At 70.3% G+C, this 14,687-nt stretch carries 16 protein-coding genes; 8 read left to right on the forward strand and 8 right to left on the reverse strand.

Annotated features, from left to right (window positions below):
- Window positions 1-21 precede the first annotated feature (21 nt).
- A complete protein-coding gene (locus H4Q84_RS08200) occupies window positions 22-1,290 on the forward strand; it encodes a S8/S53 family peptidase (protein ID WP_248582897.1) in 1,269 nt (422 codons plus the stop codon).
- Window positions 1,291-1,308: 18 nt separating this feature from the next.
- Here the strand turns inward: H4Q84_RS08200 and H4Q84_RS08205 are convergent, their stop codons facing one another.
- From H4Q84_RS08205 to H4Q84_RS08215, 3 genes are all read right to left on the reverse strand, one after another.
- Window positions 1,309-1,722: a hypothetical protein gene (locus H4Q84_RS08205; RefSeq protein WP_248582898.1), complete on the reverse strand. Its 414-nt coding sequence runs from the start codon at window positions 1,720-1,722 to the stop codon at window positions 1,309-1,311.
- 22 nt (window positions 1,723-1,744) lie between these two features.
- Window positions 1,745-2,353, reverse strand: coding sequence for a sigma-70 family RNA polymerase sigma factor (locus H4Q84_RS08210; RefSeq protein ID WP_248582899.1), 609 nt, complete (start codon window positions 2,351-2,353; stop codon window positions 1,745-1,747).
- 116 nt (window positions 2,354-2,469) lie between these two features.
- Window positions 2,470-2,976: an acyl-CoA thioesterase gene (locus H4Q84_RS08215; RefSeq protein WP_248582900.1), complete on the reverse strand. Its 507-nt coding sequence runs from the start codon at window positions 2,974-2,976 to the stop codon at window positions 2,470-2,472.
- 23 nt (window positions 2,977-2,999) lie between these two features.
- On the opposite strand from H4Q84_RS08215, the gene H4Q84_RS08220 reads away from it, so the two are divergent.
- The 3 genes from H4Q84_RS08220 to H4Q84_RS08230 all read left to right on the forward strand — a co-directional run bounded on the left by H4Q84_RS08220 (window position 3,000) and on the right by H4Q84_RS08230 (window position 5,985).
- Window positions 3,000-4,256, forward strand: a complete 1,257-nt coding sequence (locus H4Q84_RS08220; protein ID WP_248582901.1) for an LCP family protein — start codon at window positions 3,000-3,002, stop codon at window positions 4,254-4,256.
- A gap of 65 nt (window positions 4,257-4,321) precedes the next feature.
- Window positions 4,322-5,014, forward strand: a complete 693-nt coding sequence (locus H4Q84_RS08225) for an FxLYD domain-containing protein (RefSeq protein ID WP_248582902.1) — start codon at window positions 4,322-4,324, stop codon at window positions 5,012-5,014.
- Between the two features lie 269 nt (window positions 5,015-5,283).
- Window positions 5,284-5,985, forward strand: a complete 702-nt coding sequence (locus H4Q84_RS08230; RefSeq protein ID WP_248582903.1) for a hypothetical protein — start codon at window positions 5,284-5,286, stop codon at window positions 5,983-5,985.
- Here H4Q84_RS08230 and eda read toward each other — a convergent pair.
- The 3 genes from eda to zwf are packed head-to-tail and all read right to left on the reverse strand — an operon-like array spanning window position 5,972 to window position 9,967.
- On the reverse strand, window positions 5,972-6,619 hold the full coding sequence (gene eda / locus H4Q84_RS08235; RefSeq protein WP_248582904.1) for a bifunctional 4-hydroxy-2-oxoglutarate aldolase/2-dehydro-3-deoxy-phosphogluconate aldolase: 648 nt from the start codon (window positions 6,617-6,619) through the stop codon (window positions 5,972-5,974). The two genes, H4Q84_RS08230 and eda, sit on opposite strands and share 14 nt — an antisense overlap.
- Window positions 6,603-8,462, reverse strand: a complete 1,860-nt coding sequence (gene edd / locus H4Q84_RS08240) for a phosphogluconate dehydratase (protein ID WP_349238423.1) — start codon at window positions 8,460-8,462, stop codon at window positions 6,603-6,605. Before edd ends, eda begins: the two co-directional genes overlap by 17 nt.
- Window positions 8,463-8,470: 8 nt before the next feature.
- Window positions 8,471-9,967, reverse strand: coding sequence for a glucose-6-phosphate dehydrogenase (gene zwf / locus H4Q84_RS08245; RefSeq protein ID WP_248582906.1), 1,497 nt, complete (start codon window positions 9,965-9,967; stop codon window positions 8,471-8,473).
- Window positions 9,968-10,083: 116 nt separating this feature from the next.
- On the opposite strand from zwf, the gene H4Q84_RS08250 reads away from it, so the two are divergent.
- Window positions 10,084-11,241: an ROK family protein gene (locus tag H4Q84_RS08250; RefSeq protein ID WP_248582907.1), complete on the forward strand. Its 1,158-nt coding sequence runs from the start codon at window positions 10,084-10,086 to the stop codon at window positions 11,239-11,241.
- Between the two features lie 3 nt (window positions 11,242-11,244).
- On the opposite strand, the gene H4Q84_RS08255 is transcribed toward H4Q84_RS08250, so the two are convergent.
- Window positions 11,245-12,222 (reverse strand): ribose-phosphate pyrophosphokinase, encoded by a 978-nt coding sequence (locus tag H4Q84_RS08255; RefSeq protein ID WP_248582908.1) that lies wholly within the window; start codon window positions 12,220-12,222, stop codon window positions 11,245-11,247.
- Window positions 12,223-12,405: 183 nt separating this feature from the next.
- Between H4Q84_RS08255 and H4Q84_RS08260 the strand changes: the two genes are divergently transcribed.
- From H4Q84_RS08260 to H4Q84_RS08270, 3 genes are all read left to right on the forward strand, one after another.
- Window positions 12,406-13,161: a PadR family transcriptional regulator gene (locus tag H4Q84_RS08260; RefSeq protein WP_248582909.1), complete on the forward strand. Its 756-nt coding sequence runs from the start codon at window positions 12,406-12,408 to the stop codon at window positions 13,159-13,161.
- Window positions 13,158-13,559 carry a DUF1707 domain-containing protein gene (locus H4Q84_RS08265; protein WP_248582910.1) on the forward strand — a complete coding sequence of 134 codons (402 nt, stop codon included), beginning with the start codon at window positions 13,158-13,160 and terminating at the stop codon, window positions 13,557-13,559. Before H4Q84_RS08260 ends, H4Q84_RS08265 begins: the two co-directional genes overlap by 4 nt.
- Before the next feature lie 192 nt (window positions 13,560-13,751).
- Window positions 13,752-14,225: a DUF6328 family protein gene (locus H4Q84_RS08270; RefSeq protein WP_248582911.1), complete on the forward strand. Its 474-nt coding sequence runs from the start codon at window positions 13,752-13,754 to the stop codon at window positions 14,223-14,225.
- Here H4Q84_RS08270 and H4Q84_RS08275 read toward each other — a convergent pair.
- Window positions 14,222-14,548, reverse strand: coding sequence for a plasmid stabilization protein (locus tag H4Q84_RS08275; RefSeq protein ID WP_248582912.1), 327 nt, complete (start codon window positions 14,546-14,548; stop codon window positions 14,222-14,224). The genes H4Q84_RS08270 and H4Q84_RS08275 overlap by 4 nt on opposite strands.
- Window positions 14,549-14,687 lie beyond the last annotated feature (139 nt).

Genomic DNA, 14,687 nt, shown 5'->3' on the forward strand with positions numbered 1-14,687 from the left:
TGACAGTGACCGGAGACAGCCATGAGCGACTTCAAGATCGGCGACGACGGTCGGCGACGTACCACCGACCAGCTCCAGGCGCTCCGACGCGCCAACGACGACCGGGTGGCCTGGGACACCGAGGCCCCGGCGGACTTCACCTATCTCTACGACCCGGACCACGTCCTGGTCCGGGTCCGGGACGTCGAGGAGTTCGAAGCCGCACTCGGGCGCCTCGAGGGGATCTTCGACGGCAACGCCGAGCGTGGTGAGGACCCGGTGCCCGGCGAGCTGGCGCGGTACCGCCTCCCCGCACGTGCCAAGAACGAGACAGTCCCCGACATTCTCGACCTCCTGGACCTGGACGAGCGGTTCGGGCCCGGCCGGGTCACGCCCGACCACTGGATCCACATCACGCCGGGGGGCTGCACGTGCTGCCCGGCGACCGAGCCCGAGGAGACCGGGCTCGTCGAGCCCTGGCCACCGGTCTGCACCGACCACGGCCGGGGCAAGGGCGTCAGCGTCGTCGTCGTCGACACCGGTTGGAACCCGCCCTCGGCGACCGACAACCGGACTCCCTGGCTCAAGCGCGTCGACGGGGACGACGAGCTCAACGGCCCCGACCTGCGCGAGTACGCCGGCCACGGCACGTTCATCGCAGGCGTCGTCCGTTGTCTGGCGCCGGCCACCCGGGTCTTCGTCGAAGGCTTCGCGGTGGGCGGGGTCGGAGGCGGAGGCATCCTGGAGTCCGCCATGGTGACCCAGCTGACCGAGGCCCTCACCCACAAGCCGCAGGTCATCAACCTGTCCGCCGGCCTCCGGACGCGCGACGACCTCCCCCCGCTGAGCTTCGAGGTCTTCTACGAGACGCAGCTCCAGGGTCTCGACTGCGTCCTGGTCGCGGCTGCCGGCAACGACACGTCACCGGCGCCCTTCTGGCCGGCCGCCTTCGAGTGGGCGCTCGGCGTGGGCGCGCTCGACCGTGACGGGCGGGTGTCGGACTTCTCCAACTACGGGGTCTCCACCGACGTCTACGCCCTGGGCCGCAACATCGTCAACGCCTTCCCCGACGGCACCTACACGTGCTTCGAGACCCCGCACAAGGGCGACGTCCGCGTCTTCGACAGCGGCATGGCTCGCTGGAGCGGCACGTCCTTCGCCGCGCCCATCGTGGCCGGGCTGGTCGCCGCGGAGATCTCCGCCGCCGGGTGCTCGGCACACGAGGCCCGCGACACGGTGGTGGCCCGCGCCGTCAGGATGTCCGACCCCACGATCGGCCCGATCGAGGCGCTCCGCCAGCCCTACTGCTGAGCACCAGAGGACTCGGCGTCAGAGGACGAACCACTCCGTGACGTACCTCGAGTCTCCCGACTCGATGGAGAAGCGCACGAGCCCGTGGTCCTCCCCGTCGAGGGTGAAGAAGCCGGACTTGTCAGGGGTGGTCGAGCGGAGCCGCCCATCTGCGGACTCGAAGGCCACCTCGGCGGCGCCCGGGCCGGTGAGCCGACCCATCACTTGACGGTTGACCAGCTCTACCTCGAGGCTCAGCTCGCCACCGGTGAACTCCAGCACGCGGGCGGCGCTGGCCCCGCGGACGGCGGGTCCCGCCTCCGTGTCGGAGTCGTAGGTCAGGGCGAGCAGCTCCTGGTCGATGGTGCGCCAGGCGAAGGCACCGCGAGCGGCCTCTCGCCAGCCCACCGGGACGGCAGGGTCCTGCCTGAGCGCGTCGCGTAGCTCGTCCATCAGGGCGTCATCGCCACTGTCGTCAGCATCGTGTGACATTGCGGTGCCCTCCCGTTCCTCCGGAGCCCATGGAGTCCGTCCAGGACCGCAAGGCACGAGTGCCGCGCAGCTGGGACAGTGCGCGGGCCCGGGTGGGCCCGATGCTGCCGACCGGGATGCCGAGCCGGCGGCTGATCTCGTCGTACGACGTGGGCGGGTCGGTGGACAGCAGGGTGAGCAGCTCGCGGCGCTCCACGGGAAGCTCGGACAGCGCCGCGTGCAGCACCTGGGCGCGCTCGTCGCGAAGCAGCGCCTCGGCGACGTCCTCGTCGTCGACGACGTCCAGCGTCGCGGCCTGCGGATCGACCGGCAGCGAGCGGTTGCGAACTTCCAGCAGGCGCAGCGACTCACGTCGCGCGGTCGTCATGAGCCACCCGGCCAGGGCTGCGGGCTCGCGAAGATCCGCGAGATGCTCGACCAATCGCAGCCAGACCGTCTGGTTGACGTCAGCGGCATCGGCCGGAGACAAGCGGTAGCGGGAGATGACCCCGTGCACCAGCGGCAGGAACCGGTCGACCAGCGCATCCCACGAGGCGGAGTCCCCGTCGCGCGCGGCGACCACCAGCGCGGAGACTGTGGGGGTCGGGTCCATCGAACTCTTTCCACGCGGCTTTGCCAAGGATGGCGGTGTGGCTTCGATATGTCGTCATGACGATACAGAGGGCCGACGGTGCTTCTTGATACGTCTCGGGCGCGTCAGTCAGTCAGTCAAGCTTCTCGGCCGCGCTCGATCTCCTGCTTGCGAGCCAACCGGTGGGCGCGGCGGATCTCGGCCTCGCGCTGGCGACGTACCTCCGACGGCGTCTGCGGCAGCAGCTCCGGCACCGGGCGCGAACGGCCGTCGGCGTCGATCGCGACGAAGACGAAGTACGCCGACGCGACGTGCAGCGGCTCGTCGGTCGCGCTCCCCCACGGCTGCGCCTCGACGCGCACGCCGATCTCCATCGACGAACGCCCGGCCCAGTTGACCTGGGCGAACGTACGCACGATGTCGCCGACGTGCACCGGCTGGAGCAGCGCCATCTCGTCGAGCGCCGCGGTCACGGCGGGCCCACCACTGTGTCGCTGCGCCACGGCTCCGGCCGTCGAGTCGGCCAGCTTCATGATCTCGCCGCCGTGCACGTTGCCCAGCAGGTTGGCCTCGGTGCTGCTCGTGATGACGCCCAGCGAGACACGGGAGTACGACGGCGGCAGGGCGCTCCGCGGTTCACTCATGCGCGCACGGTAGCGTCTCGGCCATGGCAGAACGTCCCCCGGGGAAGGGTGGCCCGGAGGAGGGCACACCCGAATACAACTGGCTCTACGGCAAGGGCAACGACAGCCCGCCCCCGGACGATGTCACGCGTGCCGTACCCCGCTCGACTCGTCCGCGCACCGACGAGACCCGGGTAATGCCGACGATGTCGCGAGGCGACCGCGCTCGCGGTGACCGCGAGCAGGGCGGCGCCACCCAGACCTCCCCCGTCTCCCCGCCGCCACCTCCGCGCGACCCCGGCACGAGCCGTGGCGCTGGTGGGCGGCCACCGTCGTCCGGCCGGCGACTGCCCCGGTTCCGGCTGCGCTGGGTCAAGTATGTGCTCATCCTGTGGCTGATCTTCCTGATCGCGGTGCCCTTCTGGGCGTGGAGCAAGGTGACGAAGGTCGACGCGATGCCGGGCGGTGACCGTCCCGCGGACCAGCCGGGCACGACGTACCTCCTGGTCGGCAGCGACTCCCGCGCCGACCTCACCGCGGCGGAGCGCAAGGAGCTCGGCACCGGCGGCGACGTCGGCCAGCGCACCGACACGATCATGCTGCTGCACACCGGGTCCGGCCCCAACCTGCTGATGTCGATCCCGCGCGACTCGATCGTCGACATCCCCGGTCACGGCACCACCAAGATCAACGCGGCGTACGCGTTCGGCGGACCCAAGCTGCTGATCAGCACCATCGAGCAGAACACCGGCATCCGCGTCGACGACTACGTCGAAATCGGGTTCGGGGGCTTCGTCGGCATGGTCGACGCCCTCGGCGGCGTCGAGATCTGTCCCAACAACGCCATGAGGGACCCGCTGGCCAACCTGGATATCAAGAAGGGCTGCCAGGAGGCCGACGGCAAGACCGCACTGGGCTACGCCCGCTCGCGGCACACCTCCCAGAAGCTCGGCGACGTCAAGCGCGCCCAGCACCAGCGCGAGGTCGTCTCGGCGATCGGCAGCGAGGCGGTGTCGCCGTGGACCGTCATCAACCCGGTGCGCTACTACCGACTCGCGATGGCTGCGTCGCGATCCTTCGACGTCAGCGACGGCACCAGCGCGTTCTCGCTCGGCAGGTTCGGCTTCGCGATGACGCGTGTCGATGGCAAGAACGGCCTGACGTGCGGCGTCCCGATCAGCGACCTGGCCGTCAACTGGGACGAAGACCGGTCGCAGGAGATGTTCAAGCACATCATCGAGGACGACACCGACGGCATCGCCAAGCAGTTGTGCACGCCGTCCGGCCTCCCACCTCGCTGACCTCGACTCGAGCCCTGCCGGCTGTGCCAGACTCCTAGGCTCGGTTCACACGAGGGGATATTGAGATGCGCCGAGCGATCCAGGGTCTGTTGTTCTGTCTGGTCGCCTCACTGCTGGTGGCCGCGCCCGCGGAGCTCGCGGCGGCGAGCCAGAGGTACGACTGCAACCCGGCAGACGGGTCGTTCACGACCCTCGACAAGCGCGTCTATCGGCATCAGCCGTCCGGGAGCATGGGCGTCTACGCCGACATCAAGAACAAGACCCGCACCTGGCGGACGCAGGTGCGGGGCCAGGTCTGCTTCTACGACAAGCGCGGAAGGGTGATCGACAACGGTCTGGTGTACGCCGACCAGCTCGCCGTCGCGCCGGGGCAGAAGATCTCGTTCTACATCTCCGAGCACGCCCCCGCCGGCTGGCACCACTACACGCTGCGCTTCGTGAGCAAGAAGACCAGGCTGCGGGCGGTGACGAGCAAGGTCGACGTCACGACCGGTGAGATCGCGGTCGATCCCTACGGCTCCCTCGAGGTGCCGGTGAGCGTGCGCAACGACAACAGCTTCCCGATCGAGCACGTCGCCGTCTCCGTGAGCCTGTACGACGCCGACGACCGACTCATCAGCATCGACACAACGAGCTACAACTACACCGACCCGAGCACCCTCGCTCCCGGGGCCACGGGCACCTACACGGCCGCCGCCTTCGCCAACTTCGAGGGCCTCAGACGGGTGCGGCTCAGCGTCGAGGCGTTCCGCCCCTGACCGTCACGCGACGCAGAACTCGTTGCCCTCCTGGTCGACGAGCGATGCGCCGTGCGGGTCGTCGTACCGGGCTCGCCGATATAGCCCAGGGCCAGCGCCCAGAAGGCGGCAAGCCGATGGGGGTCGTTCGCGTCACAGCCGAGGGTCCAGTACGTCGCCATGCGCGCATGGCTATGTGGCTGATATCCGGTTATCCACAGGCGGCGTCAGGAGCCGGGAGGGGACGACCCCATTGTGGAAGGCTTGCTGCCCTCTCGGAAGGAAAGCCCATGAAACACCGCCTCGCCGCCGGCACGTCGACCGTTCTCCTCGCCGTCCTCAGCCCACTGGCCACCTCGACATCGGCGCACGCGGCGACGCCGACCGCCGTCGTCACCATGGAGGACTTCGTGCTGTGGGACGGCTGCAACGACTATCCGTACACCTACTCCGTCGACCCGGCAGGCAGTACGCGCTGGACCATGACGACCTATCACCACGAGGGCGGCTGGTGGGGCATCACCGATGGTCAGGTGGACAGCCGCGACAATGCCGCTGCGGGCACCGCCTACTTCCAGTTCTGTGACACGGGCACGCCTCTGGGGGCGTACCCGATCTTCGGCAGGCTGAACGCGGATGCCGGCCCCATCTTCATGACCACGTCCGACACCTTCACGGTCCGCCGGCCCGCGACCCAGACTCTCATCGAGGTCTCCGACAACACCCCCAGACCCGGCCAGCAGGTCGAGGTTCGTCTCGTGACGATGGTCGAGACCCCGACGGGCTTCGTCCGTGATGACTCCTCGGTCCTCCAGCTCCAGCAGAAGACGAAGAAGGGCTGGCAGAAGATCGCCAAGAAGAGGACCGACAAGGGCCAGGCCAAGACCGGATTCCGTTACCGGGGCGGCAAGGTCACGCTGCGCGGCAAATCCGTCGGCTCGAGCAGCGACAACGACACCGGCTCCTTCTCGGTCAAGGTCACGTTCGGCTGACGAGCGCCGCGGCGTCCCTCGCGAGCTCGGTGATCAGCTCCCAGTCACCCGCCGCCACGGCGTCCTTGGGCGTCAACCACGAGCCACCCACGCATCCGACGTTGGGCAGCGCCAGGTAGCTCGCTGCCGTGGCCGGCGTGATCCCACCGGTCGGGCAGAACCGCGCGTCGGGCACCACCGAGGCGAGCGCAGAGAGGTACGCCGCGCCACCCGAGGCCTCGGCCGGGAAGAACTTCAGCTCGGTCAGCCCGGCCTCGCGGGCAGCCAGCACCTCTGAGACCGTGGCCGTGCCGGGCAGGCACGGCAGACCCGTGTCGACCATCGCGGCCAGCAACCCCGGCGTCGCGCCGGGCGAGACGAGGAAGCGGGCGCCCGCGTCGTACGCCCGCTTCGCATGGCCGGGGCTCAGCACCGTGCCGGCGCCGACGATGATCTCGGGCACCTCACCGGCGATCGCGCGGATCGCATCGAGGGCCGCGGGCGTGCGCAGGGTGAGCTCGATGACTGGGACGCCGCCGGCGACCAGGGCACGAGCGAGGGGTACGGCGTGGGCGACGTCGTCGACCACCACGACCGGGATCACCGGGGTGAGGTCGAGCAGCGACTCAGGCGGTGACTCAGGCGTGCTCGACAACGCGCACCTCCATGCCGTCCTGAGAAGCCGTGCCGTACGCCGGGAAGACACTCGCGCCGGCATCGGCCGGTCCGACCGTGGCGCGGAACGCGGCGAACAGCTCGCGGCCGGTGCCCGACCACTCCTCACCCTGCGGGGCGCGACCGGTCGGCTCGCGCGACGACAGGTCGGCGTCGATCTCGAGCACGCCGGCATCGGCGTCGAGGGTGACCCAGTCGCCGTCGCGGACCCGGGACAGCGGTCCCCCGACCGCCGCCTCGGGAGTCACATGGATGGCCGCAGGCACTTTGCCGGAAGCGCCGGACATCCGGCCGTCGGTGACGACCGCAACCCGTTGGCCGCGGTCCTGGAGTACGCCGAGAGCCGGCGTCAGCTTGTGCAGCTCGGGCATCCCGTTGGCGGCCGGCCCCTGGTAGCGGATGACCGCCACGAAGTCTCGGGCGTCGAGCTCACCGGCGCCGAAGGCCGTGAGGAAGTCGCCCTGGTCGTCGAAGACGATCGCGGGTGCGGTGACCGCACGATGCTCCGACCTGACCGCCGAGGTCTTGATGACGCCGGTGCCGAGTCCCCCGGTGAGCACCTTGAGGCCACCGTCGGGCGCGAACGGCACGTCGGCCGGGCGGAGCACGTCGAGGTCGAGGCTCGCCTTCGGCCCCTCCTCCCACGTCACCTCGCCACCGGACAGACGCGGCTCCGTCGTGTAGTGCCACAGCCCGCGGCCTGCCACCGTGAGCACCTCGTCGTGCAGCAGACCCGCGCGCAGCAACGTGTGCACGAGGAACGCCACCCCGCCGGCGGCGTGGAAGTGGTTGATGTCGGCCGAGCCGTTGGGGTAGACCCGCGCCAGAGACGGCACCACGGCCGAGAGGTCGGAGAGGTCCTGCCAGGTGAGGTGGACGCCAGCAGCGCGAGCGATCGCGACCAGGTGCATCGTGTGGTTGGTCGACCCACCACTGGCCAGGAGCGCCACGCACGCGTTGACGATCGCGCGCTCGTCGACGATCTCGCCGACCGGTGTGGGCTCGCCGCCGAGACGAGTCAGCTCGGTCACCCGTCGCCCGGCGGCGTCGGTCAGGGCCTCGCGCAGCGGCGTACCCGGGTTGACGAACGCGGAGCCCGGCAGGTGCAGCCCGAGCACCTCCATCAGCAGCTGGTTGGAGTTGGCGGTGCCGTAGAACGTGCAGGTGCCTGCCGAGTGGTACGACGCGGACTCGGCCGCCAGCAGCTCGTCCCGGCCGACCTTGCCCTCGGCGTGCAGCTGGCGCACGCGCGCCTTCTCACCGTTGGGCAGGCCGGAGGTCATCGGACCGGCCGGCACGAAGATCGTCGGCAGGTGCCCGAACGACAGCGCCCCGATCAGTAGCCCGGGCACGATCTTGTCGCAGACGCCGAGCATCAGGGCGCCGTCGAACATGTCGTGCGACAGGGCGATCGCGGTCGACATCGCGATCACGTCGCGGCTGTAGAGCGAGAGCTGCATGCCGTCGCGGCCCTGGGTGATGCCGTCGCACATGGCGGGGACTCCCCCGGCGACCTGGGCGATGCCGCCCGCCTTGATGACGGCCTTCTTGAGCTGCCGCGGGAACGTCTCGAACGGCTGGTGCGCCGACAGCATGTCGTTGTAGCTGGTGACGATCGCCAGGTTGGGCTTGGTGCGCCCGCGCAGCGTCTGCTTGCCCGGCTCGTCGGCGGCTGCGAAGCCGTGCGCGAGGTTGGCGCAGGCGAGCCTGTCGCGCGCGGGGCCCTTGTCTGCGGCGGCGCGGATACGGCGCAGGTACGACGAGCGCGAGGCCGCGCTGCGTTCGACGACGCGGTCGGTGACGGCCTGGACCGTCGGGTTCATGGGTGTCTTCACTGGTCTGACTCCTGCCAGGTGCGGCCGTCGCGCTCGATGAGGGTCGCGGCAGCGGTGGGGCCGGACGTGCCGGCGGCATAGCGCAAGGGCCGGTCGGGCGACGTTGCCCACCGGGTGAGGATCGGCTCGATCCAGGTCCACGCGGCCTCGACCTCGTCGCGGCGCATGAACAGCGTCGGGTTGCCCTTCATCACGTCCATGAGCAGCCGCTCGTAGGCGTCGGGCGAGGCCTGGTCGAAGGCCGTGGCATAGCTGAGGTCGAGCGAGACCGGCCGCAGTCGGTAACCGCCGGGGCCGGGCTCCTTCGCGGTCAGGTGGAGGCGCATGCCCTCGTCGGGCTGCACCTGGATGTGCAGGCTGTTGGGCTGCGTGACGCCCTCGCTGTGCGGGAACATCGCGTGCGGCGGCTCCTTGAAGACCACCACGATCTCCGACGTACGCCGGTCCATCCGCTTGCCTGTGCGCAGGTAGAACGGCACCCCGGCCCATCGCCAGTTCTGCACCTCGGCACGCAGTGCCACGAAGGTCTCGGTCGTGCTGTCGTCGTGCCCCAGCTCCTCGGCGTACGACGCGACGGGCTGGCCGTCGACCAGGCCGACCCCGTAGCGACCGCGCACCGTGTCGCGGTCGACGTCGTCGGCCGCCATCGGGCGCAACGCCTGGAGCACCTTGAGCTTCTCGTCACGCACGGTCTCGCGACCGACGTACGTCGGCGGCTCCATGGCGACAAGGCAGAGCAGCTGGAGCAGGTGGTTCTGCACCATGTCGCGCAGCGCGCCGGCGTGGTCGTAGTAGCCGCCGCGCTCCCCGACACCGAGCGACTCGGCGACCGTGATCTGCACGTGGTCGACCCAGCGGAAGTTCCAGAGCGGCTCGAGGAAGGTGTTGGCGAAGCGGGTGACGAGCAGGTTCTGCACGCTCTCCTTGCCGAGGTAGTGGTCGATGCGGAAGATCTGCGACTCCTCGAACACCGACCCGACGGCGTCGTTGATCGCCTGTGCGGAGGCGAGGTCGTGACCGACCGGCTTCTCCATGACGACGCGGGCGTTGGCGTCGGCGGCGCCGATCTCGTCGAGGCGTCGGCAGATCGGGCCGAAGAGGCCGGGTGCCACCGCGAGGTAGAACACCCGGACCGCATCGTCGTGGCGGGGGCGGTCCTTCAGCAGACCGTGCAGGTGGTGCCAGTCGTCGTGGTCGAGGACGTCGAGCCGCACGTGGTGCACCCGCACCAGCAGCCGGCTGATCGACTCGTCGTCGAGCAGACCCGGCGCGACGTACGTCGTGAGCGCGTCGGCGACCAGTGCGCGGTAGCCGTCGTCGTCCAGGTCGCTGCGGGTGACCCCGATGATCCGGGTGTCGTCTGGCAGATGGCCCTCGCGGTCGCGCAGGTAGAGCGCGGGCAGCAGCTTGCGCAGGGCCAGGTCGCCGGAGCCACCGAAGACGGTGAAGTCGCAGACCTCGGGGTGCGCGGGGGCCGGATGCGGAGCACTCATGTGCACAACGCTAGAAAGGTCTTACGCTCTTGGCAAGCGTAAGTTCAAACTTTTTCAGACTTATCGGGCCGAGTACAGTGCCCCCGCGATACCCAAGTAAGCGAAGAGGAGCCGAGATGGACCTCGTCCGACAGACCTCCGCCGGCGACGTGCTCGAGCTGGTGCGCACCGGCCAGGCCCGCACCCGCACCGAAGTGGGCCAGCTGACCGGCCTCTCCCGCACTGCTGTGCTGGCCCGCGTCTCGGCGCTGGTCGTCGCCGGGCTCGTGCTGCCCGGCGACGAGCTCACCTCCACGGGCGGCCGACCGGCGGCCTCGCTCGTGTTCAACCACGAGGCCGGGGTGGTGCTGGCCGTCGCGGTGGGCCGCTCACGCAGCCAGCTCGGGGTCCTCGACCTCACCGGCCGCGAGCTGGCCAGCGACTCCCGAGACCACGCCGTCGGCATCACCGCCGCCGAGCTGATGCCCACGCTCGTCGCCCGGCTCACGTCGCTGCTCGCCGACGTCGCTCCCCCGGTCCTCGCCGTCGGGATGAGCATCTCGGGGCTGGTCGACCAGGTGCGGATGGTCAGCGTCGACTCGCCGGTCATGCGCGGCTGGGACGGCGTCGAGCTCGCGCCGTACGTCGCGGAGATCACCGACGCCCCGCTCTTCCTCGTCAACGACGCGCAGGCGCTGGCGCGGTCGGAGCTGTTCGGCCGGCCCGACCCGCCGCGCGAGGCGCTGGTCGTGAAGGCGTCGACCGGCCTCGGGCTCGGCATCATCTCGGGCGGCCGGGTGCTTACCGGCTCCGCCGGGGCGAGCGGCGAGATCGGCCACAGCAAGCACCCGCGAGCCGACGAGCTGCCCTGCCGGTGCGGGGCCACCGGATGCCTGGAAGCAATCGCCGGCGGCTGGGCGCTGCTCGCGACGTACGCCGACGGCGGCGGCGAGGCCGCCCACATCCGCGAGCTGGCGGCCCACGCCGTCGAGGGCGACACCCTGGCCCGGCGGCTGCTGCGTCAGGCCGGCCGGGACCTCGGCGAGCTGCTCGCCGTGGCGATCAACCTGCTCAACCCGCAGACCGTCGTCATCGGCGGGGACATGGCGATCGCGTTCGACACGTACGCCGCGGGCGTGCGCGAGGCGATCTACGCCGACGGCACCGCACGCAGCGTGCGCGACCTCGACCTGCGCCCGAGCCTGCACGGCGAGCATGCCGGGCTGGTCGGCTGCGCCGCAGTGGCGATCGAGGGCGTGCTGGCTCCCGCGTCGGTCGACGCGCGGCTGCGCTGAGCGTCAGTCGAACAGGCGGGGCTGGGGAGGGCCGTGCGCCGGGTCGACCCCGTCGAAGAGGTTGCTCACGGACTCGCCGTCGTGGATGCGGTCGATGGCCGAGGCGAAGAGACCCGCGACGGTGCGGATCTTCAGGTCCGGCCAGTCGGCCGGCGGCGGCACCGAGTCGGTGGTGATCACCTCGGAGATCATCGGGTGCTCGCGCAGTCGCTCGAGCGCCTTGCCGACGAAGAGGCCGTGGGTGCAGGCCACCGCGGCCTCGGTGCAGCCCCGCTCGGCGAGCCGGTCGAGCAGCTCCACGATGGAGCCACCGGTGGCGATCTCATCGTCGAGGACGATCGCGCGCTTGCCCTCGACGTCGCCGACGATCGCGTCGATGACGACCTGGTCGTCGGCCAGCCGCTTCTTGCTGCCGGCCGCGACCGGGAGACCGAGGAGGCGGGCGAACTGGGTCGCCGTCTTGGCGTTGCCGAAGTCGGGTGAGACCACGACGGCGTCGGTGAGGTCCTGGCCCTGGAAATGGTCGGCCAGCACACCCAAGGCGGTGAGGTGGTCGACCGGCACCGAGAAGAAGCCGTGCACCTGAGGGGCGTGCAGGCTCATCGTGAGCACCCGGTGGACACCTGCCGCGACCAGCATGTCGGCGACCAGGCGACCGCCGATGGAGATGCGCGAGGCGTCCTTCTTGTCCGAGCGCGCGTAGGCGAAGTACGGGATGACCGCGGTGATCTGCTGGGCGGAGGCGCCGCGCGCCGCGTCCACCATCAAGAGCAGCTCCATCAGGTGTTCCTGGGTGGGCGGCGACAGCGGCTGCACGATGTAGACGTCGCGCTGGCGACAGTTGGCGAGCAGCTGGGCCTGGAGGCAGTCGTTGCTGAACCGGGTCAGCTCGACCGGGCTGAGCTCGACCCCGAGCGCGTCACAGATCGAGGTGGCCAGTGGCCGGTGTGCGCTGCCGCTGAAGACGACGATCTCGCGCACTCGCTGGCTCCCTCAGGGGCTGGTCGTAAGGACGGGCCGAGCGTAACCGCACCGGGCCCGCCCCGCCACGGCCAGTCGTCCAACGAGCGTCCAGATTCCCCTTGTGTTGCCCGAACAGTCGACGTACGCTCGCGATATATCGCGACAGTGACGCGATGCGTCGTACAAAACAAGGAGATCGAGATGGGACACGGGCGACAGCGAATGTGGCAGGACCTCGCCAACGAGGTGGTCCAGGGCCGCGCCCAGCACGGGCGAGGCGGCAACCACTGGCAGGGCTGGACCGACAACCCCGGCTGGGGTGGACGACGCGGTGGACCCGGCGGACCGCCGCCGTGGCTGCAGGGCTTCTTCGGGATGACGCCTCCCGGTGCACCGCCGCAGCAGGCGGGCCCGAAGGTGCGTCGCGGCGACGTCCGGATGGCGATCATCGACGTGCTCCGGCAGGCCGCCGCCGATGACGCGTCGGTCAACGGCTACCAGGTGATCCAGCAGATCGCCGAGCGCAGCAACGACGCGTGGCGACCGAGCCCCGGCTCCGTCTACCCGACGATCCAGCAGTTGCAGGACGAAGGACTCGTCGAGTCCGACGACGAGCGCGGTCGCAAGACGCTGCGCCTCACCGAGGCCGGCGCGACGTACGCCGCGGAGCACCTCGACGAGCTGGCCGCCGTGTGGGCGCCGTTCGAACGCCGTGAGCGCGCGGCCGCCGCCGCCGACTCGAGCCGCGGCGGGAGCCCCGACCTGAAGGCCGAGATCGGCCAGGTCATGGGCGCGGTCTGGCAGATCGTCACACAGGGCTCCGACCAGCAGCGCCGGGCGGCCGTCGAGACGCTCGTGGCCACGCGCCGTGACCTCTACGGCATCCTCGCCGACGGCGCCGACGCTCCGGCGGAGAACGATGTTGATCCCGACGACGACGAGGAGACCCGGTCATGAGCCCCGCACTGCGCATCGGCGACGCCGACCGCGAGCGCGCTGCCGGCGACCTGGCCGAGCACTTCGCGCACGGCCGGCTGACCAACGACGAGTACGACGAGCGTCTCGACGCCATCTGGACCGCCCGCACGGCGGCCGACCTGGCTCCCCTCTTCGAGGACCTGCCGCGTCAGCAGCCAGCGCCGGTCCCGCAGCGTCGTCAGCCGCGAACGGGATTCTCATGGTCCCGGCTGCGCGCGGTGCCGTTCTTCCCGGCGCTCGCGCTCCTGATCGTGCTGAGCGTGGTCACCGGCTTCCCGTTCTGGGTGCTCATCTTCTTCCTCGTGTTCGCCGGGAAGCGTCATGGCGCGCGGCACCACCACGCCGGATGGGGCTGCTCGACCGCCGGTCAGCGCTGAGGCGCGGCTGTTCGTCAACCAGCGGACCAATCAGCCCGTTCCAGCGGAGATCCAGGCTCACGACTCCGAGCCAGACCTGCGATTGCTCCGTCCGTTGCCGCGCGCCTACCTCAGTTCGTGGTGGTAGAGGCCGGCACGCCTTCACCGGTTTCGGGTCATGCGCACCGGCCGCTGCGGCCGTACGGTGAGGCGATGGACGCGGATGACCCCAACGACCGCAAGACCCTCGACCGCAACTGGGACGAGCTTCTGCAAGAGCTGCGCGTCACGCAGACCGGCGTGCAGATCCTGACCGGCTTCCTGCTCACGGTGCCCTTCACCGAGCGGTTCGGCGACCTCGACCGGCTGCAGGTCGCCGCCTACCTGACCGTGGTCTCCGGGGGCGTGCTCACCACCGGCCTGGTCCTCGCGCCGGTGGCCTTCCACCGCATCCTGTTCCGGCACCGGCAGCGCCGCTGGCTGGTCGAGGCTGCCAACCAGTGCGCCCGCGCCGGTCTCGTCCTGCTCGCTCTCACGAGCTCCGGCGTGCTGTTCTTGGTCTTCGACGTCGTGCTCGGTACTGCGCCCGGCCTGGCCGCGCTCGGCCTGGCACTGGCGTTCTTCGCGATCTGCTGGGCCGTCGTACCGCTCATCGGGGAGCGCCAGGAGGAATATCCGGAGTCCTAACGCCCGACTGCCTTCTCGAGCTCGGCCTTCGTCATCTTCGAGCGGCCCTTGATGTTCTTGGCCTTCGCCTCGTTGTAGAGCTGGTCCCGGGTGCGGCCACCCGACCCGCTGTGCGAGCGCAGGCCTCCGCGGCGACCCGACGAGATGTCGTCCTTCGACAGGTCACTGCTCTCGGCGGCCTCGCCGGCGCGGGCGCGCTCCTTGTTCACGGTGCGCGCCGCGATCTCCTCGGCGGTGTCCTCGCTGCGGCCCTTGTCCTGGAGGCCTTCCTTGATGTGCTCGTACTGGCGCTCACGCTTCTTGCTCCACGCCTTCTGCGGCATGACGTCCTCCTCGCGTCGTCAACGGGTGTCGCGTGCCGTCGCGGGCCCCGCCCCTGCGTGAGTACACGCGGCCCGCGACGACAACGTCAGTCAGCCGGGCTGCGGCGGGAGCTCCTGGCCATGGCCATCCTTGAGAGAC

The sequence above is a fragment of the Nocardioides sp. InS609-2 genome (assembly GCF_023208195.1).
Lineage (GTDB): Bacteria > Actinomycetota > Actinomycetes > Propionibacteriales > Nocardioidaceae > Nocardioides.